The organism is Methylophilus glucosoxydans, from assembly GCF_042676145.1.
Lineage (GTDB): Bacteria > Pseudomonadota > Gammaproteobacteria > Burkholderiales > Methylophilaceae > Methylophilus > Methylophilus glucosoxydans.
In genome coordinates, this window is record NZ_JBHTJW010000002.1 from 179301 (window position 1) to 194535 (window position 15235).

The following is a 15235-nucleotide window of genomic DNA, read 5'->3' on the forward strand; positions in this document are numbered from 1 at the left end:
GTGAAGCTCGCTCATAAATACGATTTTGCCTTGCCGGTAGGCACTGTGCTGCATGACTACACCATTACCAAGGTGCTGAGTCTGGGCGGGTTCAGCTTCGTCTATCTGGCGCAAGATGCGCAGAAAACCACGGTTGCTATCAAGGAATACATGCCGGTGACTTTAGCCGAGCGCGAGGGCGACACGCATATCCGCTCTAATGGCAAAAATGAAGCCGCCTACAAACATGGCATGAAGTGCTTTTTTGAAGAAGGTCTGGCGCTGGCCAATATCGAGCACAAAAACATCGTGCGCGTGAAAAACTTCTTCCGCGCCAACAGCACCGTCTATATGGTCATGAAATATGAGCGTGGCAAATCGCTGCAAGACTACATCATGGCGTTAGCGCAGCCTGTGCCCGAGAATTTTCTGATCCGCATGTTCGTTGAGTTGCTCAACGGGTTGCGTGAGGTGCACTCACGCAAATTGCTGCACCTTGATATCAAACCCGCCAATATCTATATCCGCCTGGATGGCTCGCCAGTGCTGCTGGACTTCGGTTCGGCGCGCCAGGCTTTGTCCGAGGTGACGCTGGCGCCCACTTACACGCCTGGCTATGCCCCGCCTGAGCAATATATAGACCGCAAACACCTGGGCCCCTGGAGCGATATTTACAGCATAGGCGCCAGTATGTATGCCTGTCTGCACCGGGCCTCGCCGATCGCGGCCAACCAGCGCCTCAAGCACGATACGCTGGTGCCGGCCGTGGAGTTGGGGCAACAGATCTACTCTGAAAAATTGCTGGCGATTATTGATGAGTGCATGCAGCTGGACTACATGCTCAGACCGCAAAGTGTGTTTTCATTGCAAAAAAAAATGATCGGCATCCATGTGGCTGAAGATCCGCGTGGCTCGCTGGTGGATAAAATTATTAAAGTGTTGACCAAGCCACTATGAAATTCATCCTATGAAATTCACCATTGCACAAGGCAGTCGCCAGGGGCCGCGACCCTATAATCAGGACCGGCTGGCCTACTCTTATCATCGGCATGCCATTTTCATGGTGTTGGCAGACGGCATGGGCGGGCACCAGCATGGCGATGTGGCGGCCGAAATCGCGGTCAAAACAATGATCGATGCCTTTCAGCGCGAATCAAAGCCCATGATTGCGCAACCCGCGCAATTTTTGCGCGAGCAGATTGCACAGGTGCATGAGGTGATCGAAAACGTCCGCCTGCAAAAGCGTCTGCAAGAGTCCCCGCGGACCACCATCGTCGTGGCTTTGATTCAACACAACAAACTGTTTTGCGCCCATGTCGGCGATTCCCGCGCCTACCTCTACCGCAACGGCCTGGTCGAGTTTCAAACCCAAGATCATTCTGTGGTGCAATCCTTGTTGCGCGAGGGTAAAATCCGCGCTGACGAGGTTAACCATCACCCGCACCGCAATAAAATTTATAATTGCGTCGGCGGGGATCGTGAACCGCAGGTCGAACTGACTGCGCCGATTCCGTTGCGGGAGGGCGATGTGGTGTTGCTGTGCTCGGATGGCGTCTGGAACGTGGTGTCCGAGATCAGCATGGCGCAACACATGCTGGCGGCGGATATCCATGATGGTGTCACGCGTTTGCTCGACGATGCCGATGCCGCCAGTATTACCGTTGGTGATAACATGAGCGCCATTGCGCTGCAGTGGGGCGAACGCATTGTCACCCCGCTGACGATTTCAACGCTGGATTTACCGCTAGACGTCACCACCACCATGATGAATGAAAGCCCGGCCACGCCCAGTCCGTATGCGTTAGATCTGACTGACGAAGAAATCGAAAAGGCGATTGCCGAGATACAAGAAGCGCTGGGCAGAACCCGGCAATTGATTAAATAAGAGAAAGTAACCATGACCAGACCCAGCCAGCGCGCCAACGACCAGTTGCGTGCCATCGAAATCATTCGCCATTACACCAAGCATGCAGAAGGCTCAGTACTGGTTAAATTTGGCGATACCCAGGTGATTTGTACTGCCAGCGTAGAAGAAAAAGTCCCAGGCTTTTTAAAAGGTAAAGGCCAGGGTTGGGTGACGGCAGAATACGGCATGCTGCCACGTTCTACCGGTTCCCGCATGGACCGTGAGGCCGCGCGCGGCAAGCAAACTGGCCGCACGCAAGAGATTCAGCGCCTGATCGGCCGCAGTCTGCGCGCCATCATCGACCTCGAAAAACTCGGTGAACGCACCATCCACTTTGACTGTGACGTGATTCAGGCAGATGGCGGCACCCGCACCGCCAGCATCACCGGCGCCTATGTTGCCATGGTCGATGCCGTATCTACCTTGCTGCAAAAAGGCCTACTGACTGAAACACCTGTCAAAGACTCTGTGGCCGCCATTTCCGTCGGCGTTTACCAAGGCACACCCGTGCTGGATTTGGACTATATCGAAGACTCTGACTGCGATACAGACATGAACGTGGTCATGACCGGCAACGGTGGCTTTGTCGAGATTCAGGGCACCGCCGAAGGCGAGCCCTTTGCCCGCGAAACCATGAACCAGATGTTGGATCTTGCCGCCAAGGGCATCAGCGAAATTGCCGTGATTCAGCAAACCGCACTGGCTGCTTAATATGGCCTTGCCGTTTGACAAACTGGTGATTGCCTCTGGCAACAAAGGCAAACTCCGTGAAATCACCCATTTGCTGGCACCCTTGAATATCGAGGTGCTGCCGCAATCCGAGTTTAATGTGCCAGAATGCCCCGAGCCGTATGGCACCTTTATTGAAAACGCTCTGGCCAAGGCGCGCCATGCCAGCGAGCATACCGGCTTGCCCGCGCTGGCCGATGATTCCGGCCTGTGTGTCGATGCCTTGCAAGGCGCACCGGGTGTGATTTCGGCACGCTATGCTGGCCCACAGCCAGCCAAAAGCCTGCTCACACAAGACGAGCGCAATAACGATAAATTGCTCACAGCCATGGAACGCATTGCCGACCGCCGTGCCTATTTTTACAGCGTGGTTGTGCTGGTGCGCCATCCGCAAGATCCGCAACCGATCATTGCCGATGGCCTATGGCGCGGTGAAATCCTGCGTGAGTTCCGCGGTACCGAAGGCTTTGGTTACGACCCACTGTTTCTGGATACGCAGACGGGCAAAACCGTGGCAGAATTACCGCTTGAGATCAAAAGTCAGCTGAGTCACCGCGGTCAAGCGATGGCCAAACTGCTGCAACAACTGAAAACACTCAGTCATTAAACAAACAAGATGAGTAAACAAGACCATGAGTAATGAATGGCCAAAATGGGTACGCGATGACGGTTCGGTGGTGTCCTGCACCGAAAAAGTCAAAGTCATGGCCGAAAATTTTGACGAGCTGAAACAAATTGCCCAGGACGCGCTGGAAGATGGCTTGCTGATGGAAGTGAGCGAAGAGCAAATGCGTAAAGCGTTGCACGAGCTTGTCGACGCCTTAGTTAATCCTTATAACAAGATTTAGGCCTGCCAAATGGCAAGCCTCTCACCGCAACACATCCTCCAAACCGTCTTCGGTTACAACCAGTTTCGCCACCAGCAACAAGCCATCGTCGAGCATGTGATTGCCGGGCAGGATGCGCTGGTGCTCATGCCCACCGGCGGCGGTAAATCGCTTTGCTACCAGATTCCAGCCTTGGCGCGTGATGGCCTGGCGATTGTTGTATCGCCCTTAATTGCCCTGATGCAAGACCAGGTTGAAGCCCTGCAACAACTGGGCGTTAACGCTGCTTTTTTAAACTCCAGTTTAAGCGCAGAAGATAATGCCCGCATCACCCGCCAGGTGGTCGCTGGCGAAATCAAACTGTTATACGTCGCCCCCGAGCGCCTGATGGTCGGCAGCTTTTTAAGCCTGCTCGATGAAGTGCAGCAGCACACGGGCCTCGCCCTGTTTGCTATTGATGAAGCCCATTGCGTCTCGCAATGGGGGCATGATTTCCGGCCCGAATATCGCCAGCTCACCGTACTGCACAACCGCTTCCCAGATGTGCCCCGTATCGCGCTCACCGCCACGGCCGATGCCCCGACCCGTGCTGAAATTATCAGCCAATTGAATCTGGAAAACGCCCGCCAGTTCGTCTCCAGTTTTGACCGCCCGAATATCCGTTATCACGTCGGTATTAAAAACAATGCCCGCCAGCAATTGCAGGCCTTCCTGGAGCGCGAACACCCCAACGACGCCGGCATCATCTACTGCCTGTCACGCAAAAAAGTCGAAGAAACCGCCGCCTGGCTGGTTGAAAAAGGCTGGTCAGCCTTGCCTTACCACGCCGGTTTACCTGCGCAATTGCGAGAGCTACATCAGCGACGTTTTTTGCGAGAAGAGGGCATCATTATGGTGGCAACCATCGCATTCGGCATGGGCATCGATAAACCCAATGTCCGCTTTGTCGCACATTTAGATTTGCCAAAAAGCATGGAAGGCTACTACCAGGAAACCGGACGCGCCGGGCGCGATGGCCTGCAAGCAAATGCCTGGATGGTCTACGGCATGGGCGATGTCGTCTCCATGCGGCAAATGCTCGATAGCGGCGAAGCCTCAGAAGAACGCAAACGGCTGGAGCGCTTAAAACTGGATGCCTTGCTAGGCTACTGCGAATCCACCGCCTGCCGTCACCAAAGTATTCTGCGTTATTTTGGCGAGAGCCACCCAGGTGCCTGCGGCCAATGCGATAACTGCCTGCACCCGGTCGAAACCTGGCAAGCCACCCAGGTCGCGCAAATGGCGCTTTCCTGTGTCTACCGCACCGGTCAAAGATTCGGCGTCGGCCATCTAATTGATGTGCTGATAGGCAAAGTCACGCCACAAGTCGAGCGCTTTGGTCACGAGAAAGTCAGCACCTTTGGCATCGGTAAAACACTCAATCAAAACCAGTGGAGCGGTGTTTATCGCCAGCTGATTGCGGCCGGGTTACTGGAAGCAGACATGGCTGCCTATGGCGGCTTGAAACTCACTGAGGCTGCAAGGCCAGTATTAAAAGGCGAGCAAGAAGTCTGGTTACGCCGCGATGCCGAACCCGAAAAACGCATGAGCAAAGCCGAACGCAGCGCCCGTGCCAAGGAAGCATTTGAAGGTGCAAATGACGATCCACTTTGGCAAGCACTTAAAGCCAAACGTCTGGAACTGGCAAGAGAGCAGGGCGTGCCACCGTATGTGATTTTTCACGATAGTACGCTGTTGGAGATTCATAACCGCAAACCACAGACCCTGGATGAAATGGGGCGGATTAGCGGAATAGGACAGGCAAAATTGCAGAAATATGGGGATGCCTTTTTACAGGTGCTGGAAGAAATGGCTTAAATCTAAAAAACTCATACGCATTAAAATCTCAGTTCTACAACGCGTAAAAATCAACTGTACTTTTTAGCCCCTCATTTTGTTAACATATTTTAATAATTTAATTTAAGATATGAACACAAAATATTCCATTGACGGAATGTTTTAGGGGGGCTACGATGGCATGGTTGGTTGAATATACTGATGAGTTCGAAGCTTGGTGGCATTCTCTGAATGAAGATGAGCAAGTATCTATTGCCGCTTCTGTTGGGTTGCTGGAATCGTTGGGCACCCAGTTACCTTTTCCACATTCATCAGCAATTAACCAGTCACGGCATTGCCACATGCGTGAATTGAGAACACAGCACGATGGCCGTCCATTAAGGACACTGTATGCATTTGATCCTCGCAGAGCTGCCATTTTGCTGATTGGCGGCGATAAGACAGGTGATGGTCGATGGTATGAAAAATATATTCCAGTCGCTGATCAACTCTACGATGAACATATCAAGGCATTGATAAAGGAAGGATTGATAGATGGCAAAAAACTTTAGTGCACTTAAAGCCGCGCTCTCGCCAGAAGCGCAATCCAAAGTGACTCAAAAAACGGAGCAAATGCTGCAAGAAATGCCTTTGCACGAGTTGCGTCAGGCGCGCGGCCTGTCGCAAAAAATGATGGCAGAAGCACTGCATATTCAGCAACCTGCTGTGGCAAAAATTGAAAAACGCACCGACATGTATTTATCAACCCTACGCAGCCATATCCAGGCCATGGGCGGGGAGTTGGAAATTGTGGCGAGATTTCCAGAGGGCTCAGTCAAGATTCAGAATTTTTCAGATTTGTGATTGGCGCGGCTATAGGGTTGGTTTAGCTTAAAAATGTTGTTTTATCAGACCTAACCCTATAGCCTTTGAATTTATTGATTACTTAAGAAGAGCGAAGGGCAAGAATTCCTCTCTGCATGACATTAAGCGGCTTAAAACTCGAATCTTAACAACTAAACAAACTTGGGTGATTTATAGCATTAAAAGTAGATTGACATGACTCTATTAAGACAAATTCAAAATGCTGCAATTGACAGATCTGTAGATTTACCTACATTGCTAAGAAAATGCAAAGTACTCGCGGCGAGGTTAGATAGCTCTGAGTTTAAGCAGTGGATTGAGTTTGAGCTATCAGGATATAGTGTTAAAGAGTCGCTGCCTGATTATCGTATCTTAAGCGTTAATTCAAAAGGTCACTTCAGTGGCGCATTCGGTTCAGGATTACGTAATGCCGATATACCGCTTTCAACTGTGCCAAAAGAGTTGCGTGAAGTTTTAAGCCACTCGTACCTAATGAAGCCTATTGCATCAATAGAAGCTTTGTTAAAGGATACGGATTCTAGCGTTTTTCATGAGCCATGGAATCCAGATATTGTGGCCCGTTTTGGGCAAGGCATTTATCAAAATATGAATTGCCTGCAAGCATGGAAAGTAATACCTGCAGTTGCAATAGTAGCCATTGTTGACACTGTGAGAACAAGAGTTTTGAATTTTGTACTAGAGATAGAGAGTCAAAATCCCAATGCTGGTGAGGCCGAGCCAAATTCTAATCCTGTGCCTGTGGATAAAGTTCACCAGATATTTAATACCTACATTACTGGTAATGTGCAAAATCTGGCGCCTGGAAGTAGTCATGTTACTCAAACTGCAAAATATATAGAAAAGAGTGATGAGGAGTTCTTCTCTAAGTTACTTAAGGCCATTCAAGATACACCTTTGGATCCAAGAGTAACTGAATCACTTGAAAAAGTTGTTGCTGAATTGGAGTCTACAAAAGGCACTTCAACCTTTACGAAGCACTATCAAACATTCATGAGTATTCTTGCCGATCATATGCAAGTGCTTGGACCAGCAATGGCACCATTATTACCAGTTTTATCTTCGATGCTTTCTTGACTTCACTAAAGGATTGTTAGCAAAGTCGAGGTGTATTGATTATCTAGACTTTGCTAATAGACTTCTCAAAGTCGGCCAAACATTCTCCAATATCTTGCGTTGCGCATTCACATTAGGATGTAACCCATCCTCCAGCACCAGATCGCTATGCCCGCTGATGCCATCCAGAAAAAACGGGATAAAAGGCGTTTTATATTTTTCTGATAAATCCAGGTAAACCGCCTTAAAACCATTGGTGTATTTCGGGCCATAATTCGGTGGAATAAACATCCCTAGCAAGACCACCTGCGCATTGATCTGCTTGCTGGCGTGAATCATCTTTTCAAGGTTACTCTTCATTGCATCCAGTGGTAAGCCGCGCAGGCCATCATTGGCGCCTAGTTCTATCACGACGATACTGGGTTTAAACTGTTGAAGTGCCGCAGGTAATCTGCTGAGTCCGCCAGCGGTGGTTTCACCGCTAACACTGGCGTTGGCAACTTCGTAGGGCAATTGGTTGTCTTTTAAACGTTGCGCGACCAGATTCACCCAGCCTTGCTCTTTAGGGATGCCATAGGCGGCGGATAGGCTGTCTCCAAATACCAGTATTGTTTGTTTGGAAGTTGTCTCTGCCATGGCCAAGTGGCTAAACAACAAAGCAGGTAACACGATCAATAAATGAAGAAATCGGAACATCATTAATGCAAAGCCCTTATGCCGTTGAAGCGGTATCGTTAAGTAAATCGGTTGTCAGCAATGATACAACACTCCCCATTTTGGCTGGTTTGAATCTGGCCGTGCCCCAGGGGGAGCGGCTGGCAATTATTGGCAGCTCGGGGTCGGGTAAATCGACATTGCTGGGATTACTGGCTGGATTGGACACGGCAACCAGCGGAAAAGTCCTGATTGCCGGTGAAGATATCGGCCAGATGGATGAAGATGGCCGTGCGGCGATGCGTGCCAGATACATGGGCTTTGTCTTTCAATCATTCCAGTTGCTGGGTTCACTGACCGCGTTGGAAAACGTGATGCTGCCATTGCAGCTGGCGGGACAGCGGGATGCGCAGGCGATCGCCATCGCTGCTCTCGACAGTGTAGGTCTGGCAGCACGGGCCACGCATTACCCAAAACAATTGTCGGGTGGCGAGCAGCAGCGGGTGGCGATCGCCAGGGCGTTTGCAGCCAAGCCTTCGATTTTATTCGCTGATGAGCCAACCGGTAACCTGGATGTGGCGACCGGCGAGGCGATTATCAAATTGTTATTCGATTTAAACGCCAAGAGCGGCACCACGCTGGTGCTGGTCACGCACGATATGAATCTGGCGAGGCGTTGCCAGCGCGTGTTGAATTTGCAGGGTGGGGTGCTCAGTGAGATCACGATAGCCGACACGCAGGCAGGGGCGCATTAATGCTGGCCTTCTCCATTGCTTGGCGTCAGTGCCGCAGCCTGTGGTCTTCGGGTGAAATCCGCGTATTGCTGTTTGCGCTAATCCTGGCGGTGACGGCAACCACCTCAGTCAGCTTTTTCACTGACCGTATCAAAGCCAGCATGCAAACCCAGGGCAATGTGCTGCTGGGGGCGGATCTGGTAGTGAACTCAGACCATGTTCTCCCGGAAAAATATCTTGCCGAGGCACAGCGGCGCCAATACCAGACCACGCAGGCGCTGGAGTTTTCCAGTATGGTGTTGAAAGACGACAGTAGTGAGCTGGCCGAAATCAAGGCGGTGGAAGCGGGGTTTCCGCTACGTGGTCATTTGACCATTAGCAGGCAGTCAGTAACTGCGCCGAAAGAACCTCTTTCAACAGAGATCCCTGCCCGCGGAACAGTGTGGATGGAGCCGAGACTGGCGCAAAAACTCGCATTGAAGATAGGGGACGAGGTCAGCGTAGGTGAAAGCCAGTTTACCCTCGCGGCATTGGTATTGCAGGAGCCGTCGCGTGGCGGAGATATGTTTAGCATTGCGCCGCGCCTGTTTATGAATAGCGCCGATGTGCCTGCGACCGGCTTGGTCCAGTTTGGTAGCCGGGTGAAATACCAGTTGCTGGTCGCCGCCAATACCGATGGCGCAGCGGTGAATCAGGCTATGGAAGATTACGCCGATTGGCTGAAGCCGCAACTAGCCCGAGGTGAGCGCGTAGATGATATCCGCAGCGCCCGCCCGGAAATGCGCAGTGCGCTAAACAAGGCGCAACAGTTTCTCGGCATTGCCTCCATGGTCGGCGTGATTCTGGCGATGGTGGCGATGTTACTGGCTAGCATCCCCTATGTGCAAAAAAGCCTGGATGCCTATGCGTTGATGCGCTGTTTTGGCGCGACCAAAAAGCTGATTACGCAGATTTTGCTCTACCAGACCTTGCTGTTGGCATTGGTGGGTAGCGTGATCGGGTGTGTGCTGGGCTTTGCCGCGCAATATGGCTTGGCGATACTTGCTGGCCGCCTGTTTCTCGAAACGTTGCCAGCCCCGGGCTGGATGCCGGTCTTGTTGGGTTTCGCCACTGGCTTTGCTACTTTGCTGACGGTGGTGTGGCCGCAATTACAGCGTTTACGGGCGGTGCCTGCACTGCGTATTTTGCGTCAGGATTTAGAAGGCAATGCGCGCAGCCATGGTCTGATGTTTTTACCCGCATTGCTGGTATTGGCCGGGCTGGTGTTCTGGCATGCGGGGGATATCAAGCTGGCCGGGATTGTATTGGCTGCGTTATTTGGATTGGTCGTGGTGGCTGGTTTGCTGGCTTATGCGGGCATGCGTTTCGTACAGACGTTCAGCGTGCGAAATTTCGGTGTGATCAAGCTCGGTTTCATGGGCTTAAGGCGCCGACCGATGTTGACCATCGCCCAGGTGGTTGGCTTAAGCATGGGCCTGATGGCGATCTTGCTGCTGGCATTTGTGCGTAATGACCTGCTGAAAAACTGGCAGACCTCGTTACCCGCAGATGCGCCTAACCGTTTTGTCATCAATATCCAGGCCGACCAGATTCCCGGCATCAATGCGCTATTAAGTGCGCATGCTATTCAGCATGCGGATATTTTTCCCATGGTGCGCGCCAGGCTGATCTCTGTAAATGGTAAGCCGCTTAATATTGAAGCGTACAAAGATGACCGCGCCAAGCGTCTGGCTGAGCGGGAGTTTAATTTATCTTGGGCTACAGAAATGCAGGCCGATAACGCACTGGTGGCAGGGCAGTGGTGGCGCGCCGAGGATGCTGGTAAACCGCTGTTGTCGTTAGAGCAAGGGTTGGCTGAAACACTCAATTTAAAGCTGGGCGATAAATTGTCTTACGATGTGGCCGGCACCCAGCTAGAGCTCACCATCACCAGTTTGCGCAAGGTGGAGTGGAACAGCATGCATGTGAATTTCTTCGCGGTGACGCCACCGAAAGTGCTGGATAATTACGCCGCCAATTACCTCACCAGCTTTCACCTGCCAGCGGGCAAAGAAGACGCCCTGAATCAACTGGTCAAAACATTCCCCAATTTAACCATCATCAATGTGGCAGCGGTGCTGGAGCAGATTCAAAGCCTGATCAGCAAAATGAGCTATGCGATTGAATTCGTGTTTGGTTTTAGCCTGCTGGCGGGCCTGGCCGTGTTGTATGCTGCGCTGATGGCGACTCGTGAAGAGCGGGTGCGCGAAAGCACCTTGATGCGGGTGCTGGGCGCTTCCAGAAAGCAGGTGGTGCTGGCCATGCTGGTGGAGTTTTTATGCATAGGCCTATTGGCCAGTATCGTTGCCAATATTTTTACCAATATTGCCGCTTATGCCCTGGCGACGCGGGTGCTGGAGATGGATTATCAGTTCAACGTCTGGCTGACCACTCAGGCCTTGCTGGCGGCGATGGTGCTGGTGCCCTTGTCGGCCTGGCTGGTGGCGCGCAACCAGTTTAACCAGCCGCCCAGAGTCTTGTTGCAAAGTGTTTAAGTCCCTGTGCCTGGATGGATACAGGTTAAAATACGCGCATGATTCCGATTTATCCTGCCAATAGCCTGAAAGATGCGCCGCTTCAAGGCGACATCACGCTGAGCGGACTCTCCAATCCGCCGCCACTTTCGTTGTATATCCATATCCCGTGGTGCGTGCGCAAATGCCCTTATTGCGACTTTAATTCGCACGAAGCACGGCAGGAAGTCCCGGAAGCCGCGTATGTCGATGCCTTGATTGCTGACCTCGAACAAGCCACGCCACTGGTGTGGGGCCGTAAAATCCGCAGCGTGTTTTTTGGCGGCGGCACGCCCAGCATTTTCTCTGCCGAATCGATTGATAAGATTTTGAGCCATGTGCGCATGCTCACGCCGCTGGAATATGGCGCTGAAGTCACACTTGAAGCCAACCCGGGCACAGTGGATATCGCCAACTTCAAGGGTTACCGTGACGCAGGCGTGAATCGTGTGTCGCTCGGCATTCAGAGTTTTCAGCCGCAATATCTAAAATCGCTAGGCCGCATTCATGACCGCGACCAAGCCCTGGCCGCCGCCGAGTTGGCGCTGAATACCTTTGAAAAGGTGAATCTGGATGTGATGTATGCATTGCCGGAACAGAGCCTGGAAGATGCATTGCTAGATGCTGAAACTGCCTGCCAGATCAAGCCCGCGCATCTGTCGTTCTATCACCTGACGCTGGAACCCAACACACCGTTTCACCGCACGCCACCGAGCTTGCCCGACGACGATACCAGCGCCACCATGCAGGAAGAAATCGAGAAAATACTTGCTGGGAGTGGGTATCAACATTACGAAACCTCAGCTTTTGCCCAGCCTGGCCAGCAGTGCCAGCACAACCTCAATTACTGGACGTTTGGCGATTACCTGGGCATCGGCGCAGGCGCGCATTCAAAGCTGAGTTTTCATGACAAGATCATTCGCCAAAGTCGTCACAAGCATCCGAAAAAGTATCTCGAGTCTATCGTTACTGGACAGATGGTGGATAGTGAATGGCAGATTGGGCGTGAAGACCTGGCGTTTGAATTTATGATGAATGCGTTAAGGCTGGTGGATGGGGTAGAGGCTAGTTTGTTTCAGCAACGGACGGGATTACCATTAAGGACTATTCAGTCGACCTTGCAGGCGGCGCAGCAACAGGGGTTGTTGGCAGAGCAGAGTGGGGTGATTGCACCGACATTGAAAGGTCAGCGGTTTTTGAATGAGTTATTGGGGATGTTTTTACCGTAATACCTGACACAAGCAGGAGTTTGAAAGTGGTAGGGTGGGCATGTATGCCCACGCGTGTGATCGGTGATTGGTTGTCACACTCTCTGTCGCCCCTCGGCGAGTCACTTTTCTTTGCTTGCACAAAGATAAAGTAACCAAAAGAAAGTGCACCCTAGCTTACGCTTGTTTCCTGCGTTGCTCACCAAAACAAGCGGTCACGAAACTCGACCTGGCAGCTCACAAAATACGTGAGCTGCTGCGGGACTCGAACAGTCGCTCCCTTTATTCTTGTTTTGCCTGCGCTACTCGGCGCGTCAGATAGGGGCCCCGGAACACCATGCGACTGCCACCGTTGGCGGATTGAATAAAAGAATTGGTGTTTTCCAACCGTCCAAACTTCAACAGTGTGACTTTGACGAGATCAATCCCATCCCATCACGCTGAGTAGCGGAGACGAAGTGGGTGATGTCGACCATCGGCTGTTCGAGTTCCGCGGCAGCTTGCGTAGTGTGCAAGCTGCTAGGGCGAGTTTCGATGGACGCCCACTTTGTTGAGCAACGCAAGGCAGCCGTCAGGCCGTGATGGCTGGGTGCCGTCTTCTTTGGTTACTTTCTGTGGGGCAAGCAACAGAAAGTAACTCGCCATCAAGGCGAAAAAGAATGTAATGCAAAGGTTAACGCTTAGGCCGCCGCTCTTCCAAAACACCCCAAACCAAACTCAACACCAGCAACAAGAGCGCACTCAATACAATCACCGCCAATTGCGGTGTTTGATAAAGCTTGTTGAGCGGGGTGTTAGCAATCGCTGTTGCATTAGCCTGGTAGGTGTCTACCACATGCGTTCTCACGGCCATGACACGGCGCGTTAAATGATCCACCGAGAAGGAATAGCCTTTAAGTGCCGGTAATTCTGGCAGGTGCACGGTTGGCAGCGAAAGCTTTGGCAAATGCCACCCCGAGCTTTGCTGGGCGCCTTGCGAGAGTTGCACACTCATTACCAGGCCGGGTGTGACAAAGGTTTGCGGATCGACTTCATCGGCTTTTTTGATGCGGTGGGTGATGGTGTGCAGGGTTTGTGCATTGGGCACAGCGATTAATTGCGCATACTTGGCCGCTTGGTCGGCCTTGAGCAGGATGCCGCGGCTGCGGCTCAGCGTGAGTGATTGCTGCACAAAGCGTTGCTGGAGGACGGGGCTTTGCGGGTAAAGTTTGGCGGCGAGACTGTTGACGCTTTCACCGGGCAGCAAGGGCCAGAGCATGGATTGCTCTTGCTTGGGATTGGCTATGCCAAACGCGGCCTGCACGGGATGGTTAAATAGCCGGAGCATCACGCCGATGACAATCATCAAGCCCGCCATCATCACCAAGTATGATCTGAGATTCCATTGGTGAGGGTGGCGGAGGATCATCAGCGCCCTAACTGTACTCTGGCTTGCGCAATGGCACGGCGCACTTGTTCTGGGGCGGTGCCGCCGGTGTGGTTGCGGCTGGCGACGGAGCCTTCGAGCGTCAGCACTTCAAACACGTCGTCGCTGATGGTGCTGCTAAATGCTTGTAACTCAGACAGGCTGAATTCGGCCAGGTCGCGGCCAGACTCCACACCCGCTTTGACGGCATGCGCGACGACTTCGTGCGCATCGCGGAACGGCATGCCTTTTTTCACCAGGTAATCGGCGAGGTCGGTGGCGGTGGCAAAACCTTCCAATGCCGCCTGGCGCATATTGTCGGCCTTGACGGTGATGCCGCGCAGCATATCGGCATAAATCTGCAAGGTCACCAGCAAGGTGTCGGCCACGTCAAACAAAGGCTCTTTGTCTTCCTGGTTGTCTTTGTTGTAGGCCAGTGGCTGGCCTTTCATCAGAGTCAACAGCCCGATTAAATGGCCATAGACGCGGCCGGTTTTGCCACGCACCAGTTCTGGCACATCCGGGTTTTTCTTCTGCGGCATGATAGACGAGCCGGTACAGAAGCGGTCGGCAATATCAATAAAGCCGAATCTTGGACTCATCCATAGAATCAGCTCTTCGGAGAAGCGCGACAAGTGCATCATGAGCAACGAGGCAGCGGCATTAAATTCGATGGCGAAGTCGCGGTCAGACACGGCATCGAGCGAGTTCTGGCATACGCTGTCAAACCCCAGCAGTTCGGCCACCAGCTCGCGCTTGATCGGGTAGCTGGTGCCCGCCAGTGCGGCCGCGCCCAAGGGCAGGCGGTTGATCCGCTTGCGGGCATCGGCAAAGCGCTCGGCATCGCGGTTGAGCATTTCAAAATAGGCCATCAGGTGGTGGCCAAAGGTCACCGGTTGCGCGACTTGCAGATGGGTAAAGCCAGGCATGATGGTGGCAGCGTTCTGTTCGGCCAAATCCAGCAAGGAGGTTTGCAGGGCGCGGATACCAGCAATCGCGTCATCGACCACGCTACGCAACCACAGCCGCACATCGGTGGCTACCTGGTCATTGCGTGAACGGCCGGTGTGCAGGCGTTTGCCAGCATCGCCGATTTTCTCGGTCAGGCGTTTTTCGATATTCAGGTGTACGTCTTCAAGATCAAGCAGCCATTCAAATTGGCCTGCTTCAATCTCTGCCAGAATTTCGCCCAGGCCGCGTTTGATCTCTTCTACATCTTGCGCCGAAATGATGCCTTGTGCGCCGAGCATGGTGGCGTGGGCAATCGAGCCTTCAATATCAAACCTGGCCAGACGTTTGTCAAAGTCGACCGAGGCCGTATAACGTTTAACCAGTTCGGCGACCGGCTCATTGAAGCGGCCGGACCAGGCTTGGTCTTTTTGATGCAAAGAAGACTGGGTTGTCGGTTTGGGTGCGGTCAAAACAAATTCTTTCTGCCAATAAGGCTGGCTTGCGCGAGAGGCGCTGAATACTTATGATGCTGGAGCC

At 52.5% G+C, this 15235-nt stretch carries 15 protein-coding genes; 12 read left to right on the top strand and 3 right to left on the bottom strand.

Annotated elements, in window-relative coordinates:
* From ACFQ1T_RS03385 to ACFQ1T_RS03425, 9 genes are all read left to right on the top strand, one after another.
* The gene (locus ACFQ1T_RS03385; protein ID WP_275357412.1) at positions 1-936 is read left to right on the top strand and encodes a serine/threonine protein kinase; all 936 of its coding nucleotides are present in this window, start codon (positions 1-3) and stop codon (positions 934-936) included.
* 10 nt (positions 937-946) lie between these two features.
* Positions 947-1864, top strand: a complete 918-nt coding sequence (locus tag ACFQ1T_RS03390) for a PP2C family protein-serine/threonine phosphatase (RefSeq protein ID WP_379073964.1) — start codon at positions 947-949, stop codon at positions 1862-1864.
* Positions 1865-1876: 12 nt separating this feature from the next.
* A complete protein-coding gene (gene rph, locus ACFQ1T_RS03395) occupies positions 1877-2596 on the top strand; it encodes a ribonuclease PH (RefSeq protein WP_379073966.1) in 720 nt (239 codons plus the stop codon).
* A 1-nt stretch (position 2597) separates the two neighbouring features.
* On the top strand, positions 2598-3221 hold the full coding sequence (gene rdgB / locus ACFQ1T_RS03400) for an RdgB/HAM1 family non-canonical purine NTP pyrophosphatase (RefSeq protein WP_379073968.1): 624 nt from the start codon (positions 2598-2600) through the stop codon (positions 3219-3221).
* Between the two features lie 25 nt (positions 3222-3246).
* A complete protein-coding gene (locus ACFQ1T_RS03405) occupies positions 3247-3462 on the top strand; it encodes a hypothetical protein (RefSeq protein WP_124552468.1) in 216 nt (71 codons plus the stop codon).
* Between the two features lie 9 nt (positions 3463-3471).
* Positions 3472-5298, top strand: a complete 1827-nt coding sequence (recQ, locus tag ACFQ1T_RS03410) for a DNA helicase RecQ (protein ID WP_379073970.1) — start codon at positions 3472-3474, stop codon at positions 5296-5298.
* 155 nt (positions 5299-5453) lie between these two features.
* Positions 5454-5828: a type II toxin-antitoxin system RelE/ParE family toxin gene (locus ACFQ1T_RS03415; protein WP_313984557.1), complete on the top strand. Its 375-nt coding sequence runs from the start codon at positions 5454-5456 to the stop codon at positions 5826-5828.
* On the top strand, positions 5812-6120 hold the full coding sequence (locus ACFQ1T_RS03420) for an XRE family transcriptional regulator (RefSeq protein WP_275357403.1): 309 nt from the start codon (positions 5812-5814) through the stop codon (positions 6118-6120). The genes ACFQ1T_RS03415 and ACFQ1T_RS03420 overlap by 17 nt, the downstream gene beginning before the upstream one ends.
* Positions 6121-6315: 195 nt before the next feature.
* Positions 6316-7215 carry an AbiTii domain-containing protein gene (locus ACFQ1T_RS03425; RefSeq protein WP_275357401.1) on the top strand — a complete coding sequence of 300 codons (900 nt, stop codon included), beginning with the start codon at positions 6316-6318 and terminating at the stop codon, positions 7213-7215.
* Between the two features lie 39 nt (positions 7216-7254).
* Here the strand turns inward: ACFQ1T_RS03425 and ACFQ1T_RS03430 are convergent, their stop codons facing one another.
* A complete protein-coding gene (locus ACFQ1T_RS03430) occupies positions 7255-7830 on the bottom strand; it encodes an arylesterase (protein ID WP_275357399.1) in 576 nt (191 codons plus the stop codon).
* A gap of 65 nt (positions 7831-7895) precedes the next feature.
* Between ACFQ1T_RS03430 and ACFQ1T_RS03435 the strand changes: the two genes are divergently transcribed.
* Genes ACFQ1T_RS03435 through hemW form a run of 3 tightly spaced genes read left to right on the top strand, consistent with a single transcriptional unit; the run spans position 7896 to position 12363 of the window.
* Positions 7896-8603: an ABC transporter ATP-binding protein gene (locus tag ACFQ1T_RS03435; protein WP_379073973.1), complete on the top strand. Its 708-nt coding sequence runs from the start codon at positions 7896-7898 to the stop codon at positions 8601-8603.
* Complete coding sequence (locus tag ACFQ1T_RS03440) at positions 8603-11116, top strand: ABC transporter permease (protein ID WP_379073975.1); 2514 nt, start codon at positions 8603-8605, stop codon at positions 11114-11116. The genes ACFQ1T_RS03435 and ACFQ1T_RS03440 overlap by 1 nt, the downstream gene beginning before the upstream one ends.
* Positions 11117-11154: 38 nt before the next feature.
* On the top strand, positions 11155-12363 hold the full coding sequence (hemW, locus tag ACFQ1T_RS03445) for a radical SAM family heme chaperone HemW (protein WP_379073977.1): 1209 nt from the start codon (positions 11155-11157) through the stop codon (positions 12361-12363).
* A gap of 652 nt (positions 12364-13015) precedes the next feature.
* On the opposite strand, the gene ACFQ1T_RS03450 is transcribed toward hemW, so the two are convergent.
* Together ACFQ1T_RS03450 and argH are read right to left on the bottom strand one after the other, a co-directional pair.
* On the bottom strand, positions 13016-13687 hold the full coding sequence (locus ACFQ1T_RS03450) for a hypothetical protein (protein WP_313985775.1): 672 nt from the start codon (positions 13685-13687) through the stop codon (positions 13016-13018).
* A 62-nt stretch (positions 13688-13749) separates the two neighbouring features.
* Positions 13750-15168 carry an argininosuccinate lyase gene (gene argH / locus ACFQ1T_RS03455; protein WP_379073979.1) on the bottom strand — a complete coding sequence of 473 codons (1419 nt, stop codon included), beginning with the start codon at positions 15166-15168 and terminating at the stop codon, positions 13750-13752.
* Positions 15169-15235 lie beyond the last annotated feature (67 nt).

Excerpts from the sequence above, each read along its gene's own strand:
- ACFQ1T_RS03390 (WP_379073964.1), top strand. The coding sequence starts at position 947 with ATGAAATTCACCATTGCACAAGGCAGTCGCCAGGGGCCGCGACCCTAT.
- ACFQ1T_RS03420 (WP_275357403.1), top strand. The coding sequence starts at position 5,812 with ATGGCAAAAAACTTTAGTGCACTTAAAGCCGCGCTCTCGCCAGAAGCG.
- recQ (WP_379073970.1), top strand. The coding sequence starts at position 3,472 with ATGGCAAGCCTCTCACCGCAACACATCCTCCAAACCGTCTTCGGTTAC.
- rph (WP_379073966.1), top strand. The coding sequence starts at position 1,877 with ATGACCAGACCCAGCCAGCGCGCCAACGACCAGTTGCGTGCCATCGAA.
- rdgB (WP_379073968.1), top strand. The coding sequence starts at position 2,598 with ATGGCCTTGCCGTTTGACAAACTGGTGATTGCCTCTGGCAACAAAGGC.
- ACFQ1T_RS03430 (WP_275357399.1), bottom strand. The coding sequence starts at position 7,830 with ATGGCAGAGACAACTTCCAAACAAACAATACTGGTATTTGGAGACAGC.
- ACFQ1T_RS03435 (WP_379073973.1), top strand. The coding sequence starts at position 7,896 with ATGCAAAGCCCTTATGCCGTTGAAGCGGTATCGTTAAGTAAATCGGTT.
- ACFQ1T_RS03450 (WP_313985775.1), bottom strand. The coding sequence starts at position 13,687 with ATGATTGTCATCGGCGTGATGCTCCGGCTATTTAACCATCCCGTGCAG.
- ACFQ1T_RS03440 (WP_379073975.1), top strand. The coding sequence starts at position 8,603 with ATGCTGGCCTTCTCCATTGCTTGGCGTCAGTGCCGCAGCCTGTGGTCT.
- hemW (WP_379073977.1), top strand. The coding sequence starts at position 11,155 with ATGATTCCGATTTATCCTGCCAATAGCCTGAAAGATGCGCCGCTTCAA.
- ACFQ1T_RS03405 (WP_124552468.1), top strand. The coding sequence starts at position 3,247 with ATGAGTAATGAATGGCCAAAATGGGTACGCGATGACGGTTCGGTGGTG.
- ACFQ1T_RS03425 (WP_275357401.1), top strand. The coding sequence starts at position 6,316 with ATGACTCTATTAAGACAAATTCAAAATGCTGCAATTGACAGATCTGTA.
- ACFQ1T_RS03415 (WP_313984557.1), top strand. The coding sequence starts at position 5,454 with ATGGCATGGTTGGTTGAATATACTGATGAGTTCGAAGCTTGGTGGCAT.